Annotated in this window: 14 protein-coding genes and 1 other RNA gene; 4 read left to right on the top strand and 11 right to left on the bottom strand. The window is 35.8% G+C overall.

Translation table 11 applies throughout. The features are described 5' to 3' along the window. Nucleotides 1–11 precede the first annotated feature (11 nt). Nucleotides 12–905 carry a 5'-3' exonuclease gene (locus tag ACHUE4_RS12230; protein ID WP_394190415.1) on the bottom strand — a complete coding sequence of 298 codons (894 nt, stop codon included), beginning with the start codon at nucleotides 903–905 and terminating at the stop codon, nucleotides 12–14. A gap of 147 nt (nucleotides 906–1,052) precedes the next feature. On the opposite strand from ACHUE4_RS12230, the gene ACHUE4_RS12225 reads away from it, so the two are divergent. Then, nucleotides 1,053–2,267, top strand: coding sequence for an NAD(P)/FAD-dependent oxidoreductase (locus ACHUE4_RS12225; protein ID WP_394190413.1), 1,215 nt, complete (start codon nucleotides 1,053–1,055; stop codon nucleotides 2,265–2,267). A gap of 368 nt (nucleotides 2,268–2,635) precedes the next feature. On the opposite strand, the gene ACHUE4_RS12220 is transcribed toward ACHUE4_RS12225, so the two are convergent. After that, entirely contained in the window at nucleotides 2,636–3,181 is a 546-nt protein-coding gene (locus ACHUE4_RS12220; RefSeq protein ID WP_394190411.1) for a GrpB family protein, read from the bottom strand. 316 nt (nucleotides 3,182–3,497) lie between these two features. Continuing rightward, nucleotides 3,498–5,021: a histidine ammonia-lyase gene (gene hutH / locus ACHUE4_RS12215; RefSeq protein WP_394190409.1), complete on the bottom strand. Its 1,524-nt coding sequence runs from the start codon at nucleotides 5,019–5,021 to the stop codon at nucleotides 3,498–3,500. Between the two features lie 150 nt (nucleotides 5,022–5,171). Here hutH and ACHUE4_RS12210 point away from each other — a divergent pair, with 150 nt between their 5' ends. Both ACHUE4_RS12210 and ACHUE4_RS12205 read left to right on the top strand, forming a co-directional pair. After that, on the top strand, nucleotides 5,172–5,657 hold the full coding sequence (locus ACHUE4_RS12210; RefSeq protein WP_394190407.1) for a DinB family protein: 486 nt from the start codon (nucleotides 5,172–5,174) through the stop codon (nucleotides 5,655–5,657). 17 nt (nucleotides 5,658–5,674) lie between these two features. Beyond that, nucleotides 5,675–6,226: a GNAT family N-acetyltransferase gene (locus ACHUE4_RS12205; protein ID WP_394190405.1), complete on the top strand. Its 552-nt coding sequence runs from the start codon at nucleotides 5,675–5,677 to the stop codon at nucleotides 6,224–6,226. Nucleotides 6,227–6,338: 112 nt separating this feature from the next. On the opposite strand, the gene ACHUE4_RS12200 is transcribed toward ACHUE4_RS12205, so the two are convergent. The 3 genes from ACHUE4_RS12200 to ACHUE4_RS12190 all read right to left on the bottom strand — a co-directional run bounded on the left by ACHUE4_RS12200 (nucleotide 6,339) and on the right by ACHUE4_RS12190 (nucleotide 10,995). Next, a complete protein-coding gene (locus ACHUE4_RS12200) occupies nucleotides 6,339–7,970 on the bottom strand; it encodes a GNAT family N-acetyltransferase (protein ID WP_394190403.1) in 1,632 nt (543 codons plus the stop codon). A gap of 698 nt (nucleotides 7,971–8,668) precedes the next feature. Next, nucleotides 8,669–9,388 carry a hypothetical protein gene (locus ACHUE4_RS12195; RefSeq protein WP_394190401.1) on the bottom strand — a complete coding sequence of 240 codons (720 nt, stop codon included), beginning with the start codon at nucleotides 9,386–9,388 and terminating at the stop codon, nucleotides 8,669–8,671. A gap of 173 nt (nucleotides 9,389–9,561) precedes the next feature. Continuing rightward, entirely contained in the window at nucleotides 9,562–10,995 is a 1,434-nt protein-coding gene (locus ACHUE4_RS12190; RefSeq protein WP_394190399.1) for a hypothetical protein, read from the bottom strand. Between the two features lie 308 nt (nucleotides 10,996–11,303). On the opposite strand from ACHUE4_RS12190, the gene ACHUE4_RS12185 reads away from it, so the two are divergent. Further along, nucleotides 11,304–11,489 (top strand): hypothetical protein, encoded by a 186-nt coding sequence (locus ACHUE4_RS12185; protein ID WP_394190538.1) that lies wholly within the window; start codon nucleotides 11,304–11,306, stop codon nucleotides 11,487–11,489. An 89-nt stretch (nucleotides 11,490–11,578) separates the two neighbouring features. Here the strand turns inward: ACHUE4_RS12185 and ssrA are convergent. The 5 genes from ssrA to secG form a co-directional block, all read right to left on the bottom strand. Further along, nucleotides 11,579–11,932, bottom strand: a transfer-messenger RNA (tmRNA) gene (gene ssrA / locus ACHUE4_RS12180). A gap of 87 nt (nucleotides 11,933–12,019) precedes the next feature. Then, nucleotides 12,020–12,487, bottom strand: a complete 468-nt coding sequence (gene smpB, locus ACHUE4_RS12175; RefSeq protein ID WP_394190397.1) for an SsrA-binding protein SmpB — start codon at nucleotides 12,485–12,487, stop codon at nucleotides 12,020–12,022. A gap of 136 nt (nucleotides 12,488–12,623) precedes the next feature. After that, nucleotides 12,624–14,948, bottom strand: a complete 2,325-nt coding sequence (rnr, locus tag ACHUE4_RS12170; protein WP_394190395.1) for a ribonuclease R — start codon at nucleotides 14,946–14,948, stop codon at nucleotides 12,624–12,626. Nucleotides 14,949–14,991: 43 nt separating this feature from the next. Beyond that, nucleotides 14,992–15,738 (bottom strand): alpha/beta hydrolase, encoded by a 747-nt coding sequence (locus tag ACHUE4_RS12165; protein WP_394190393.1) that lies wholly within the window; start codon nucleotides 15,736–15,738, stop codon nucleotides 14,992–14,994. A 205-nt stretch (nucleotides 15,739–15,943) separates the two neighbouring features. Next, nucleotides 15,944–16,171 (bottom strand): preprotein translocase subunit SecG, encoded by a 228-nt coding sequence (gene secG, locus ACHUE4_RS12160; protein ID WP_394190391.1) that lies wholly within the window; start codon nucleotides 16,169–16,171, stop codon nucleotides 15,944–15,946. Between the last annotated feature and the right edge of the window lie 34 nt (nucleotides 16,172–16,205).

Here is a 16,205-nt window from a genome sequence, read left to right as displayed (position 1 = left end):
ATTCCTCCGTTTTAAATCGAATACAAGGACTGGGCATGTCTGCTAGTCAATCCAAAACCTGCTTCTTCAAGTGATGTTAAATGTTGTTTACTATACGTTGGAATTCGTAATTCTTCCAATTCAATTGGCAAATCCATTTCACAATGAATGGTCGCTAATTTTTTGGATAAACGCAACATATCCAGGTTTTCTTGAATTTTCTTTTGTTGCGCAGGTTTTAATTCTTCAATCGCGTCAATAACGCCTTCAACAGAGCCATACATTTGAATTAATTGTAAGGCACTTTTAGGACCAATGCCTTTTACCCCTGAGTATCCATCACTCGAATCTCCCATGAAAGCTTTAACATCAGCAAACACAGAAGGTTCGATTTGATATTCTTCAAGGAATCGTTCATAAGTATATTCATCATAGATAGAGTACCCTTTTTTTGTAAAGGCGATTTTGGTAGTAGGACTTAACAATTGGAGTAAATCTTTATCGCCACTTATGATGGTAATATTTGCTTCATTTTGCCACTTACACGCCATTGATCCAATGAGATCATCTGCTTCCATTCCAATTTCTCCAAAATTTTGCCAACCTAGCATTTTAGAAATGTCTTTCGCCATATCAAATTGAGGAAGCATTTCTTCAGGTGGTGCAGGACGGTTTGATTTATAGCCATCGAATAAATCATTGCGGAACGTATGCATGCCCATGTCCCAGCATACCGCCATATGTGTTGGTTGCATCATTTGTTTAGCTGTTAATACATGTCTAGCAAATCCTTGCACACCGTTAGTGGGCACTCCCTGTTCATTTCTTAAAAATTGCCCAAACACTGATGTTGCAAAAAAAGATCGAAATAATAGAGCCATACCATCTATTAATAAAATATGAGGTTTATTTGTAATTTCATTCATGATTGTAACGTCCTTTCACTTTCTCAAGATCTATTCTTTATTATAACAAAGTATTCTCACCATAATTTATGAAGTTGTCAAAGCTTGCTTAAATATTATAGCTTTTGGGTATAAAGAGATAGATAAAAATGATTGGGGATACAAATTGTGGATATTCATAACGGCTCTGTCTATTGGCCATCAACCTTACCAAGTAAAGAACCAAGACACGCTCCAGAAAAGTTGGAAAAATACGATGTCATCATTGTTGGCGGTGGCATGTCTGGATCATTAACCGCCTTAGCCTTTGTTGAAGCGGGATTAAAAGTAGCTGTTTTAGATAAACGTCAAATGGCTACAGGCAGTACTATGGCTAATACAGGCTTGCTGCAATATTCTAATGATATTATGCTTCATGAATTAATTGACCAAATTGGTGAACAAGAAGCTGTACGTTTTTATCAAATATGCTATGAAGCTGTTAATCAATTAAAAATGGTGGCAAAACGTCTTCCCTCTTCAGCAGATTTTATTATGCGTCCAAGTATTTGTTATGCAAGTTCTGAAGAAGACGTACCGAAAATAAAAAAAGAATACGAAACATTGAAGAAACATGGCTTCCCATGTGACTACTGGGAACAAGAAGAGCTTTCAAAGCATATGGCATTTACTAAAGCTGGTGCATTAGTTACTTATGATGACGCTGAAGTTAACCCTTATAAATTTGTAAATGGTGTTCTTGATATTATTGAAGAAAAAGGTGGCCATTTGTTTGAATTTGTAGAAGTTCAAGATGTTTTTACGATTGATGATCAGATCTCAGTAAGAACTTCGGTTGGTGAATTTAGTTCAAGTAATATTATTTATACGACTGGATATGAGACTGTTCCTGTTGGTAATCGCATTGGAGCTGACATCAATCGCTCCTATGCGATGGTAACCAAGCCTGTAGATGATTTTACTCAATGGCATGAACATGCATTAATTTGGGAAACGGCTCGTCCTTATCTGTATGTTAGAACGACTGCTGAAAATCGAATCATCATTGGTGGATTAGATGAGGAAAATGCACAAGCTCCTCAATCCTTAGAATTAATAGAAAATCGCGGTGAAATTTTACTGAAAAAATTACAGGATTTGTTCCCGCAATATAACCTTGAAACTGATTACGTTTATGGTGCAACCTTTGGAGAATCCATTGATAATTTGCCTTTCATCGGACAACATCCTACGAAGGAAAAGCACTATTACTTACTAGGCTACGGTGGAAATGGGACGGTTTATAGCATGTTGGGATCTCATATTTTAAGGGATTTAATCATGATTGGCCATCATCCTGATGCACATTTAGTTGAGCTTGATCGAAAATATGGTGTGAAATAATGAAAAGCAGACTCCAAGTTTTGAACTGGAGTCTGTTTTTTAATGTGAATACTAAGTAAAGTGTTGATTTTCATTGCGGCTGACGCTTTCCGCGGGCACAACTTCAGCCGCTTCCTTCGCTTTGCTCAGTGCAGGGTCTTCAGTTTGTGCTGATTCCGCCGGAGTCGCAGCCTCCATTTCAATCAACTGAAAATCACTGTAGGTCTAAAATAAAAAAGTGCATATTTGCAAATAGTCCTTTATTTACAAAATAAACGAGACTCCAGGATTAGTAGTTCAGTTATACTCATAAAATAGAACACTATAAAGCTCAGAGTTGATAGCTCTGAGCTTTTCATTTTTAGAGGAGTTTTTCCATTAAAGCCTCTTTAGTTAAATAACACCTTATTTATAAATTCTGTCTTTGCTTCAGTATATCTCTCACGGTCATTATTAAACTCTTGTGCTAATTGGCTTTTAATTGAAGCGTATTCCTCTGCAAGGTGTGCATTAGTTCTTAGTTTATTTCGAAATTTAAGTTGTTTTTCCCAACGATCTTCTCCTTCTTGCATTAGATGTAAATGAGCTACTCGTTTATCGTTCTTCACTTTAACAAAAAATCTTCTCCATGGCTGATTGTCTAATTCGGGAGGTACATAATGCCAATCGTGCAAGGATAGGTTTTTCACTATTTTGTTGATATGTTGAAATGATGAAATAGAAGCCATTAAGTCGATAATTGGTTTAGCGGGCAAATTAGGAATTGCTGTACTGCCTATATGTTCTACTTGCTTAACACCAAAAGCTGAAAGGAAATGGTAAAGTTCTTCTTTCTCCTGAATACCTCTGTCCATCCACATAGGGTCTGGCTTTTTTATCTCAATTTTTTCAAATGCCCATTTTGGGATGCTTTTATGATCATTACTATTGTCCATTTAGTCTATCCCCCTCTTTCTTCAACAAACCTGTCCTTTAACGGAATTATACCAATTTCTCTACAATTATATTTTAATATAAACGCTTATTCCTTTTGTTTATTTTTGTACATCAAATAACAACTACATTCACTCCAATAAAAAACGGAATGACAATATAGCTGTTGTCCTTCCGTCAATCTGCATGCTATTTTAATTGTAAATTGCGATAAAATTAGGAATATCCACTACATATCAATAAAAAAACGAGTATAAAATCTTTGCGATTTCATACTCGATTTACTATGTTATTTCTATTGTTTCTCTGCTGCTGCTTTTATACGGTAATACTTACTTTACTAGAATAGACAGGTTTGCCTGTTTCATTTTTCATGTGAGCGCTAATACGTTCGATATCTGTGCTAAATACTCGGTCTTCATCCATCGACGGTGTAAATGAACGATATTCATCCCACTTGTTTTGGAGTGATTCCGACATTTTGTTTTTCCCACGGTATTCCGAACCTTGCAGTGCGCAGAATGCTTCGATTGCTAAAACACGACGAGCATTTTGAATCATCATACCAGCGTGACGTGCGCCGATCGTTCCCATACTGACATGATCTTCTTGATTTGCAGAAGATGGGATTGAATCCACTGATGCTGGATGGGCTAAGGTTTTATTCTCAGAAACTAAGCTCGCCGCTGCATATTGTAGAATCATTGCGCCAGATTGCAACCCTGGTTGCGGACTTAAAAATGGTGGTAATCCTTCGTTTAATTGTGGATTTACTAAGCGTTCAATGCGTCGTTCTGACACATTAGCTAATTCGGCTACTGACAGCTTTAAGAAATCCATTGCAAAAGCGATTGGCTGCCCGTGGAAGTTCCCACCTGAAATAATGACTTCTCCATCTTCAAAGATCAGAGGATTGTCAGTTGCAGCATTCATTTCAATTTCAAGCTTTTCTTTCACATACCCTAGTACTTGCCAACTAGCTCCATGAATTTGTGGAATGCATCGCAGAGAATACGCATCTTGAACTCGCTTGTCACCTTGTTTCGTGACTAGCTGACTTCCTTCAAGCCATTCAAGCATTCTTCTTGCTACGTCCACTTGTTCTACATAACCTCTTGCTTGATGAACAGCTGGATGGAACGCATCTGTAATTCCATGAAGTGCTTCCATTGTCATGGCTGCAATCCATTCACTTTGGTAAGCTAGTGTTTCTGCCTCTAACCAATTAACCACACCTTGAGCTGTCATTGCTTGTGTTCCATTAATTAAAGCAAGCCCTTCTTTTGCTTCAAGCACTAGTGGATCTAGTCCGTGTTCGTCCCACACTTGTTTCGCTGCTACTTGCATTCCATCTTTCCACACGAAACCCTCACCAACTATTACAATGGCTAAATGGGAAAGTGGAGCTAAGTCACCGGATGCACCAAGCGAGCCTTGAGACGGAATAACAGGATGAATAGAATGATTCACCATATAAGCTAAGCGCTTTAATACGTCTACTCGAATTCCCGAAAATCCTTTTAATAAGGCATTTAAACGAAGAACTACCATAGCACGAGACACTCGTTCTTCAAATGGCTCACCTATTCCACAAGCATGTGAACGAATTAAATGTAACTGCAGTGCATGCACGTCTTCCTCATCGATACTTACGTCACTAAATTTACCGAACCCTGTGTTGATGCCATAAACGGTTCTACCTTCGCTTACTATTCGTTCAACTGCTTCTCTACTTTTTTGTACACGAGCTAATGCTTCGGTATCTAGATCAACTTTTTCATTTTTATATATAATAGAACGCATCTCTTCTAAGTGTAAATTTTCGCCTGTTAATAAAACCATATGAAACACCCCTTTATAACGAGTATAAGGGGGGGATTCAGTAACATCAATTATTATTTTCCAAATTATAACAAACTACAGTGGTAGTGTATTACCTCGATAAAGTGTTACTATGGAGAATATTCACAATTTTTAAAAGGGGGATTCAAAATGAAATGGCAAACAATGTTTCATTATCACCAATGGGCGACTCAGAAATTATTAGATCATGTCGGTTCTCAAGGTGAGGCAATTTATCATCGAGAAGCGAAAAATTCATTTCCTACAATAAGTAAAACATTTTCTCATATACTCAGTGTTGATTATTTATGGTTTAAGAGATTACAAGGCATTGAGAAGCCTGAATGGAAAGAATTTCACGTCAGTACAGTAGCCCTAACAAAACAAGCCTTTTCTGATTTGCATCAGGAAATGGACGTGTTTCTTTCATCTCTGTCAGAGGAAGATTGGAAAGCTACAATTAATTTCACGAATATTAAAGGTGATCCATTTTCAAATATTCGTGAGGACATGTTCTTCACTTTTGTAAATCACTCTTCTTATCATCGTGGCCAGGTCACGTCATTTTTACGTCAATTTGGCCTAAGTGGGATTCCGATTGATTTCATTTATTTTGCTAAAGAAACTCAATCATAAATTCAGGAGGTCTTCCATTGTCATTTCCTATCTTAGAAACAGAGCGACTACAATTAATTGAATTAAAACCAGCTCATGCTGTTCACTTATTTAACCAATTTTCTCGTGAGGATGTAACACGATATTATGGGATGGACCCGTTAACTTCAATTGACCAAGCTGAGAAAATGCTTGAACATATGAAGAGTGGATTCTCTTCTAAAAGATCCGTCCGTTGGGGAATCCAATTAAAAGAGACGGAAGAATTCGCAGGAACGATTGGGTTAAACAATCTCGTACTAAGTTCGAAGAGATGCGAAGTTGGATACGATCTACATCCGGATTTTTGGTCAAAAGGATATATCCAAGAAGCGCTTAAAGCGGTGTTAGCTTATTCCTTTAATGAATTAAAACTAGCACGTGTCGGAGCGGTAACTTTTCCCGATAACGAAGCTTCATGGAAACTTCTTTTAAAAGCAGGTTTTAGTAAAGAAGGACTCTTACGTAATTATTTGTTCCAACTTGGTGAAAATCACGACGCATTTGTTTTTTCGATTACAGATTTGGAGTTTGGGAATAAAAAAGAATAATAAAAAAGAGGCTGCCAGAAATTCAGTTAAGACTGAAGGACTGAAAGTCTCTTTTCTTTTGATCAAACTTAATTCTCGACTGTTTAATTGGTATGCTAATCTCACAACTAATTCAATTCTTTGAACTCACAGCCGGTATCACTTGTGTTTTCGTCAAAGTTAATACACACGTTTTTCTAACACGGTTCACATGCTTAAAACCTAACTGCTGAAGATGTTCAGTAACATGTGGATCGGTCTTAGTTGTATGTAGATAAATCTTTTGTACATCTTGTTTTGCCCTTATAAACGTGCAAATACTTGGTAGCTTGTGCATGTGCCAATCTACAACAAAAGCACTCTGTTTTGGGAGTGGTTCATAGTAATCTAATTCATCAACACGGATTACTTCTGGTTGAACCCAAAAGAGAGAAAACCTCGAATCACTATAGGGTAAAAAACCACTGTAATACCGCTTGTGCATGTTTGATAAATTGTACATTCGTCTTTTTGTATCACTGTAATCAAGCAAATCATAATTGACTAATTCTTGAGTTCCTTGCTCCTGTTGATAGATATCGATTGACTGATGTGAATAAATCTTGTTACTCAATTTGCGAATGGTTTGAATCCACTCTTTCTTGGATGCATTTTTTACAAATTGAATCGATTGATCCACATACTTTCGTTTAAGTTGAACGATTTTATAGTTTTTTTTTAATACTTCCTTCACTTGACCCTTAGTTTTATATAAATGAAAAATCATTTGTGACTGCCATTCTTTTGATGCAATGATAAACTCATTCACATAGTCCACACCGGTATTCCATTCAAATTTATAAGGTTCATAGCCTACGCCTAAATCAAATACGCGAAGTCCCTTTTTCTGACTCGCTGCTATTAAATCTTTATTCAAAATAGTCCCAGGTCCATAGATCTCATAGTCGGAATCATGACCACTGACTATCCCTATATATCTACCTCGACAAAGAAAACCATAAGAAAAAGCAATGAGTTGATTGTCTAAATACAGTCCTTCTAACTCAGTTTGCAAAGGTCCTTCACGATTACTTAAAAGAGCACTGTAAAAATTTTGATACGCCTCTTCAGAAAAATGACTAGTATCCGTTCTGTTCTTCCAATGCTTATCGTGAATGGCAAATACAGCTTCCATCTCTTCTAACTTCACTTGAGAAGTTTTTAGTTCTCCTAAATAGCGAAGTCTCCGTTCTTTTCTGTTCAATCCATTCAATTTTTTTCGCTTATTCATATAGTCATCTAAGTTGATTGCCTTAACGTTTATGAACGGTGAAATAGCCGAAAAGATGGATGTTTCATATTTTCGAATTGCTACATAATTTTTCAATATGGTGAATGTGGAACTGCTTGAAAGAACACCATGCAAATGAAACATTGTATTTGGAAATGACTTCATCAATTCATCTAATACAAAGTAAATGGCTGTTTCTTTGTCTTCTTCATACACGATGAAATCCATATAGGAAGCATCTGCTCGACCAATGAATTCAATGATCGTTGTAGAGAAAACTTTAGAAAATTGTAGGGGAAAAAACCCCATAATTCGATCGTCGTTGTATAAAACAAGAACTTCCATCGAACCAGCTTCACCAAGGTATTTCCACCAATTTTCAATCCAATTAAATTCGATAAATGGATTATCATTTTCATTCGATTCCAAAATGTCATTCCATGATTTTCGATACGTTTTCAATTCTTTTAATGTACGTATTGAATATATTTTCATATTCTGTCTCCTTCATCAATCATTAGACTGATAGGTAGAAATGGCTTGTCAATCATTCCGACACTCAAACGCAGCTTGGACGTTAGACAAACATGACCTAATTGAGTATATTCAACTACCCCTAGGATACAGAACACGAATTTTCCCCAACAAAAAACACGCCATTCGAAATGAATCGAATGACGTGCTTGATTGAATAGATGTTCCATCTACACTCAATGTAAATGAAGACGGTGAGAATCGAACCATCAAATCTAAGAAACACTTTAATAGCAGGGTTTATAAGGGTTTTAAAATATTTTAAACACATATTGACTACTTAATTGACTAAGAGTAATCTACAATATAGCGTTCACGGAAAGTGCGGTATTGTCACTTCTTAACCTTGGTTTTTTAAGAAGAGGAAATCGAATCGAAACTGGCTATTTCTCTCGTAATTCGAAATATGGATATAGTATCGATAAATTGTCTGTAGAGGAGTTCCACATAAAAACTGGAATTACTGAAAAAGACATCAAAGATTTATTTCAGTGATTTTAGAACCGAATAAAACAGCCTAAGGGCTGTTTTATATTTTTTTGTTCTAGGTCTTTCTGAGAAAATTAAGACTATTCTTTACTTTTTGATGGTGGAATAACTATTTAATAATTATCTGTTAAGAGCTAACTTATTTTAAAAATAAACAACTTACTTTTCAATTACTTTTCATTCTCCTCTTTATTGGTAAAGTCTATTGATCTTTTTAATAATAGATTATTTCTGTAATTTTCAAGTAAGTATTCTTTGCTTCTATTTTTAGATAAAAGTGACATTAGTATAACTACAGTTATTAATGTAGCTGCAAGTAACAATGCAATGAATAAAATATTGTTATCAAATAATAAATCATTAATTTGTTTATCATTCGAGTATAATTGAACAAATACTAAGCTAATAGTTAATGTCATTGTCATAACTGTTGTAGATACTAATAAAGATAATCTACTAGTATTAGTGTATGTATTTCGTACTTCTATCTTCTCTTCTTTCTTTTTAAGATCTTCACTATCAATTTGAATAATCATTTTCTCTAGACTCCCAGATATGCTTATCTTTTTATCTATAGCTATAAAGTTAGTGTCAAAAATTTCTCTAATAAGATCCTCAAGAATTTCCTTTATATTATACATATCATGCAGTTTAACGTTATATTTTCTTGATAACGAAGATAATAATGAATTTAGTATTTTGAGAGAAGGAAGCTCACCTTCGGAAATAGATAATATTAGTAAGCCAATCATTTCCTTATTGCTTAAATCCACTTTTTTAAAGTATTCTTTCTTACTCAACTTATTAAATATGAAATTAGTCATATAAAATACAAATAAACCACTTATTACTCCACCACCGATACCAACAATCCAAGGATTTTCCCACATATTAAAAACCTCTTTCTACATTACATACATAATAGTTTTCTTTTACTATGTTCGCTTTATTGTATTAAAAATATATAAAGTTATTGAGTCACCTTTTCATAGAAAAAAGTCTTCTTAAAATACATATAAGAGACCTTTTAATAATATAAATTTATGTCACATTGAATTTGTATTTATTTAATGTTAGAAGCTGAAGGTTTATCATAGATTGCATTAATAACAAAGACATCTATAAACTTACCTAATTTTTCACTTAATTTCTTTGCTTCCTCTTTAAGTCCACTAATTTTTTTAAACTCTTCTTCTTTTTGAACAATTACAACATAGTAACCAATGTTAATATTCTCACTATCTAAATACTGAGGTAATTGATTTTGCAGACCTTGTTTTAATTTAGAACTACTTGCCCTTTTCACTTCAATTAACACTCTATCTTGATACCCACTTGAAAACTTGAAATCTACAGGGCCTCTTCCTTGATTGACTTCCCTAGAAAAGTCAACGTTATTTGCCTTACAATGTTCCTTAATTAATCCAAAGAATAGCAATTGAGAAGCTTCTTCTCTCTTTGGTGTTAGAGGTGTTTCATTCCACAATAGTTTATAACCTGAATTGTCAACAATAAAAGAATTGAAGCTTTTAATCAGTACTTTAACCAGGCTAGCTAACTCATCAAGATTATTTGGAATAGGGAGTTTTAAATTTTGCATTTGTTGAATTTTTTGAGATTGTTCATACCATTTATAAATGCCACTAGGATCCTTATCAATGTCATACGGTATGGAACCTTTATTTTCTACATAACTCACATACTTTTCCAATAAATCAATCCTAGTAGATGCAACTCTCATAATATCTTCTTTATTAATTTTACTTTTAACTTCAAAATTAAAATCAGTTCTCATGGTTTCATTTTCATTCGACCAAGCCCAATCAAGGAAACCATCTGCATTAATACTAGGTAACTCTCTCAAAATACTTTTTGGTACTAATAAAATGGGTTTGTTATTTGAAGGATTTAAAGGAAGTGAAACAAGATTAGTTTCCCATCTCTTAAATTCGAAATTAAATTTTGAGTTTTTAACCTTAAATTCCTTAAGTGGAATATCGTGTATAGAGCAAATATCTTGTGTGTAAATAATAAGTTCTTCTTTAATAATGTTTGCACAAATATCACTTATTCTATCACGTCCAATACCTTTCTCTAGTATCCCAATTTCTTCAAAATGATTTATCTCCTTAAGCCCAATTCTAATAGAATTTATTAGTGCTGAAGCCATGGAGTGAGAAAATCCTTCACCACCACCTGCTCCCCCTGTGCTTTTACTCGTATATCCTAAACAAATTTCCTCAACCTCTGGAAAAGTAAGCATCGATATTAGCTTTTTGTAAGATAAGCTAGATGGCAATCCACTACTCTTTGCTGCTAACATGAATGCCTCATTAAAAAACTCAATTATTTTAGAATGTGCATTATTTAAGTGGTTTTCTGAATAACTAAATAACAGAAATGGATCGATAAATAATTTTGTGTCAACATCTAGTATAGGGTCGAACCATTTTTCATTATTACTATTTATTACTCTATATAATTCTGAAAAAAGCATTTTTTATCTCCTTTGGGTAATTCTATTTACTTTATAGGTATAATACCACAAAAAATTGTATAATCTGACAAAATGAACAAAAACGATGATTTGTTATCTTACCAAGATGAATTTCTATTTAATATATATTTATGTCAAAATTGTTTTTGATATCTATATGTTAAAATACCTATAAAGTATATAGATAGGAATGAAGTCTAATGGTTGGGGATATTAGAAAATAGTATTTATAGATGAAAGAAATTGAAGGCAATTTCATAACTCTATAGACGTGTCGATTTCTTTGAATTATGAAACAAGTGAGCTGATTGGATATATCAATAGAAGAAGAAGTTCAAGACCGAATAGTACATACTGATGTTCAAACAACAATGAATATTTACGCACACGTTACAGAAAAAACAAAAGAAGCAGCAATTCAAAAGTTTGAAAAGCTACCTCAACATATGATTATTGCATACATTTTGACTACGTTCTTGACTACGTTCAATTGATACTCACTGAAACTAGATGATATAGACAAAAAGAAAAAACCCTTGATATACAAGGGTTTTAACACTGTATGAAACCATATGCTTTCGCGATATGGAGACGGCGGGAATCGAACCCGCGTCCAGAAACTCCAACACTTAAGCGTCTACGCGTGTATCTTGCCAATTAAGTTTCGCGTAACATTATGCCGACAAGCGGGCGTCTTGTACGCTAACTTGAGAATCTCTTATCGTCGACTCAAGTCGCACCGACGATCGTATCCCACTAAGAGTGAGCTCGTACATGACCACATGGGCGATGGCCAAGACAAGCAACATTGTCAGCTTACGCTGCGAATGCTAGGTTTTGATTTTTGCCAATTATTATAAGTGCCGTTGATACGGAGCCGAGCCCTCCGACGCGCAACTCAAGCTCAGACCATCCCTGTCGAATCCGTAACGTCCCCTTAATAGGAAGATGTTCGAATGAACAAACTTGCATCTGGCAAAGTTGTATTCTTATTATAAGACAAAATTGGTCAAACTTCAAGTCATCATTCTTGGTTGCGAGATTTGAATGCACGTTCGATATCGCGTTTTGCTTCTTTCTTCTTTAAAACGTCGCGTTTATCGTAATTCTTTTTCCCTTTACCAACGCCGATTAAAACTTTTGCAAAACCATCTTTTAAATACATTTTAATGGGGATGATCGAAAATCCATCTTGTTTAGAGACGCCGATTAATTCGCTAATTTGTTTTTTATGAAGCAAGAGTTTTCTTGAACGCAATGGTTCATGATTAAAGCGGTTCCCTTGTTCATAAGGACTAATATGCATATTCGAAATCCAAGCTTCATTATTGCGAATTCGTACAAAAGCGTCTTTCAATTGTACTTTGCTATTGCGAACTGATTTGATCTCAGTTCCTTGCAAGACAATCCCAGCTTCAATGGTATCTTCGATATAGAAATCATGATTTGCTTTTTTATTTTGTGCTACTACTTTTCCTTGCCCTTTTGGCACACTAAACACCTCTTTGTTTTTAGAAAAACACAGCTTGCACCCATAATGGTGCAAGCTATGTTTTTCTTATACTGATATCCAAAAGTTATCCTTTTAAATCAGTGCGAAAGAAGCGGCTGAGCACCGCTCTTATTCCTTACTTTTTCTTGCGCTTTCGACCTTGCTGTTTCTTCGCAATACCTTCATAAAACTTTTTCTTTTGTTTCACTTCTTTTTTCTCACCTGGTTGTGATGATCTTGAAGATTTTGAAGAATTTCTACCTGATCCTTCTTTACGTCTTGTTTGAATGACTTTCGGTGTTTCTTTACGAGCTGGTCGGTTAAACGACTTCACCATGCCTACAATTTCAAAATCTATAGCTGATTCTTCAGGTTTAACAGAAGTAACACGCACTTCAACTTCATCACCAATTCGGAACTGTTTTCCGCTACGTTCACCAATCATCATCATTTGACGATCATCAAATCGGTAATAGTCATCTGTCATATTACTTACATGCACAAGTCCTTCAATTGTATTCGGAAGTTCAATAAACATACCAAAGTTTGTGACTGAGCTGACAATTCCTTCAAACTCTTCACCAATTTTGTCTGCCATATATTGCGCTTTCTTCAATGAATCTGTATCGCGCTCTGCATCAACCGCACGACGTTCACGTCCAGAAGTATGGTCCGCAATTTCATCCATCACCGCATCCCAATGGGCTAATGTTGGTTTAGATACATCTCCGTTAATTAAGTACGTACGGATTAATCGATGAACGATTAAATCTGGATACCTACGAATTGGCGATGTAAAATGCGTATAGAATTCAGTCGATAAACCAAAATGACCCAAACTTTCCGCATAATATTTGGCTTGTTGCATCGAACGTAACATCATCGTCGAGATAACTGGCTCTTCTGGCATTCCCTCAATTGACTCTACAATTTCTTGTAGGGCACGCGGATGAATATCATTACCTGAACCTTTTACGACAATACCGAAGTTTGTAATAAATTCGAAGAAACGCTGTAACTTTTCTGGCTTAGGATCTTCATGAATGCGGTAAATGAACGGTACTTCCATCCAGTGAAAATGTTCCGCAACTGTTTCGTTAGCTGCTAACATAAACTCTTCGATTAGTCGTTCTGCAACAGTTCGTTCACGAATAACTACATCAGATGGCCAACCTTCATTGTCCACCAAGACTTTAGACTCTTTAAAGTCAAAATCAATCGCTCCACGGTCTGCACGTTTAGTACGTAATATCTCCGCAAGTTCCGCCATTAGTTCAAACATTGGCACTAAGTCACTGTAACGTTCTCTTAATGCTTCATCTTTTTCATCAATAATCTTATAGACGTCTGTATATGTCATTCGTTCTTTTGTTTTAATGACACTTTGGAAAATTTCATGAGCGATAACTTTCCCGCTTCCGTCGATTGTCATTTCACATGATAGCGTTAGACGATCCACTTGAGGATTTAACGAACAAATCCCATTTGACAAGCGATGAGGTAACATTGGAATAACTCGGTCTGTTAAATAAACACTTGTCGCACGATCATATGCTTCAGTATCCATTGCAGAACCTTCCGTTACATAATGACTCACGTCTGCAATATGTACACCTAATTTATAAGTCCCATCTGCATTTTTCGTTACAGTAACCGCGTCATCTAAATCTTTTGCGTCGGCACCATCGATTGTAACAATCACTTCATCACGAAGATCTCGTCGACCTTCAATGTCAGACTCCGCAATTTGCTCTGGCACTGAATTAGCATGATCAATAACCGATTGTGGGAAGTCCACTTCAATTCCATGCTTATGAATGATAGAGAGAATGTCTACACCTGGGTCATTTTTATGGCCTAGAATTTGTGTGACCATTCCAGTTGCTGATTTACGTCCTTCTGGCCATCCTGTTATTTCTACTACTACCTTATGGCCATCAATTGCACCTAGTGTATCTTCTTTTGCAATGAAAATATCCATCGATATTTTCTTATCATCCGGTAGAACAAATCCAAATCCTTTATTATCCTGGAATTGGCCAACTACTTTCGAAATCCCACGCTCTGCAATTTTAGTGATTGAACCTTCACGACGATCTCCTGAACTAGCACTCGAAACACGTACTAATACGATATCCCCATTCATGGCACCGTTAACTTCAGTCGGTGGAATGAAAATATCATCCATTCCCTCTTCTTCAGGAGCGACAAATCCAAATCCACGAGCATGACCTATAAATTTACCTCGCAATAAATTCATTCGCTCTGGGACACCATAGCGATTTGATTTAGAACGTATGACATATCCTTTTTCTTCTAACTTAACAAGTGTCTTAACTAATTCTTTAAACTCATCCGCATCTTCGAATCCAAACTGACTTTCTATCTCTTGAACAGTCAATGGTCTGTATTCTTCCTCGCGCATGAAATCCAGTAAACGTTGTTGTAAATTTTGTTCCATCTTTCATCCCTCCTTTTTACAGAGTGTGCCTATAGGGCGGTTTTTACACCTGCCACTCTAGCGTCTGTAAAAACTCTAATATGTCTTCATGTAATTGTTCTTTTTCTTTGTCGAGCGTAATGACGTGACCAGATTCTTCATACCACTTAATCTGTTTTTCAAATGATTCGGCTTCATCATGAATGATATTTGCCGAGTTGATATCGATGACATCATCTTTACGTCCTTGAACGACTAACAAAGGTGCGTAGATATGATCTACGTGGTCTCGAACATCATAAACGAGCTTACGTAAATCTGGTAATGAAGGCATCGAACTCTTTTTTAAATCTTCTACTTCTTCTTCGATAAGCGAGGCTTCTTTTCCTTCATATCGCTTATAATCTCGTGCATATTTTATAACACCTTCATACATCAGTTCAGTTGTTTTCATCGACATCGGTGCACACATCGTAACAATTCCCTTTACAGGTACGGTATACCCTAATTTCAATGAAAAGACACCACCTAGTGACAATCCTGCAACAGCAATTTCATTATACCCAGCAGCCTTTAATTGGTCATAGCCTCTCATGACATCCTTCCACCAGTCTGTAGGTCCGGTTTTAATCAATTCTTCTGGCGGAACACCATGTCCCTTGTAATGAGGCGCTAATGAGGTATACCCATTCTTTTCTAAAAATCTGCCTAACATTCGAACATCTGACGAGTTACCAGTAAAACCATGGAGCAATAAGACGGCTCTTTTACCCGCTTCAAAAAAGAACGGTTTGGGTTGCGCAATTCGCATTCAAAAAACCTCCATCGAACAGAAAAGTGTTATGCACTTTTCTAGTTTTTTCATAAATTTATTTTTAATACTAGAAAACTCAAGATACCTTCAATAAGTCTTAGCTTATAAGTTTTTTCATAGAAAACCAATTATGTACACTCATTAAACAATAAAAAAAGAAAACGCCCAACCGATCCAATCGGTCAGGCGGTTCGTATGTTGATTATAATTTCGTTACGGCAATTGCCAAAATAAAAAATAATACGGCTAATACAATCGTTACTCGGTGCAAAACTAAGTCAATTCCTCTAGCTTTTTGCTTACCGAAAAGTTGCTCAGCTCCGCCAGAGATGGCACCTGATAAACCTGCACTTTTCCCTGATTGTAACAACACAACAACGATTAATGCTAGCGACACGATGACAAGTAAAGTCAATAACAACGCATGCATTTGTTCCACCTCCTGATCAGAAACATCACAACAA

The organism is Paenisporosarcina quisquiliarum (assembly GCF_043641925.1).
GTDB classification, from domain to species: domain Bacteria; phylum Bacillota; class Bacilli; order Bacillales_A; family Planococcaceae; genus Paenisporosarcina; species Paenisporosarcina quisquiliarum_A.
This window is presented reverse-complemented; position numbering and strand designations above follow the sequence as displayed.

Coding starts and splice junctions, on each gene's coding strand:
- ACHUE4_RS12230 (WP_394190415.1), bottom strand. CDS start 905: ATGAATGAAATTACAAATAAACCTCATATTTTATTAATAGATGGTATG.
- ACHUE4_RS12220 (WP_394190411.1), bottom strand. CDS start 3,181: ATGGACAATAGTAATGATCATAAAAGCATCCCAAAATGGGCATTTGAA.
- hutH (WP_394190409.1), bottom strand. CDS start 5,021: ATGGTTTTATTAACAGGCGAAAATTTACACTTAGAAGAGATGCGTTCT.
- ACHUE4_RS12210 (WP_394190407.1), top strand. CDS start 5,172: ATGAAATGGCAAACAATGTTTCATTATCACCAATGGGCGACTCAGAAA.
- ACHUE4_RS12200 (WP_394190403.1), bottom strand. CDS start 7,970: ATGAAAATATATTCAATACGTACATTAAAAGAATTGAAAACGTATCGA.
- ACHUE4_RS12195 (WP_394190401.1), bottom strand. CDS start 9,388: ATGTGGGAAAATCCTTGGATTGTTGGTATCGGTGGTGGAGTAATAAGT.
- ACHUE4_RS12190 (WP_394190399.1), bottom strand. CDS start 10,995: ATGCTTTTTTCAGAATTATATAGAGTAATAAATAGTAATAATGAAAAA.
- rnr (WP_394190395.1), bottom strand. CDS start 14,948: ATGGAACAAAATTTACAACAACGTTTACTGGATTTCATGCGCGAGGAA.
- ACHUE4_RS12165 (WP_394190393.1), bottom strand. CDS start 15,738: ATGCGAATTGCGCAACCCAAACCGTTCTTTTTTGAAGCGGGTAAAAGA.
- secG (WP_394190391.1), bottom strand. CDS start 16,171: ATGCATGCGTTGTTATTGACTTTACTTGTCATCGTGTCGCTAGCATTA.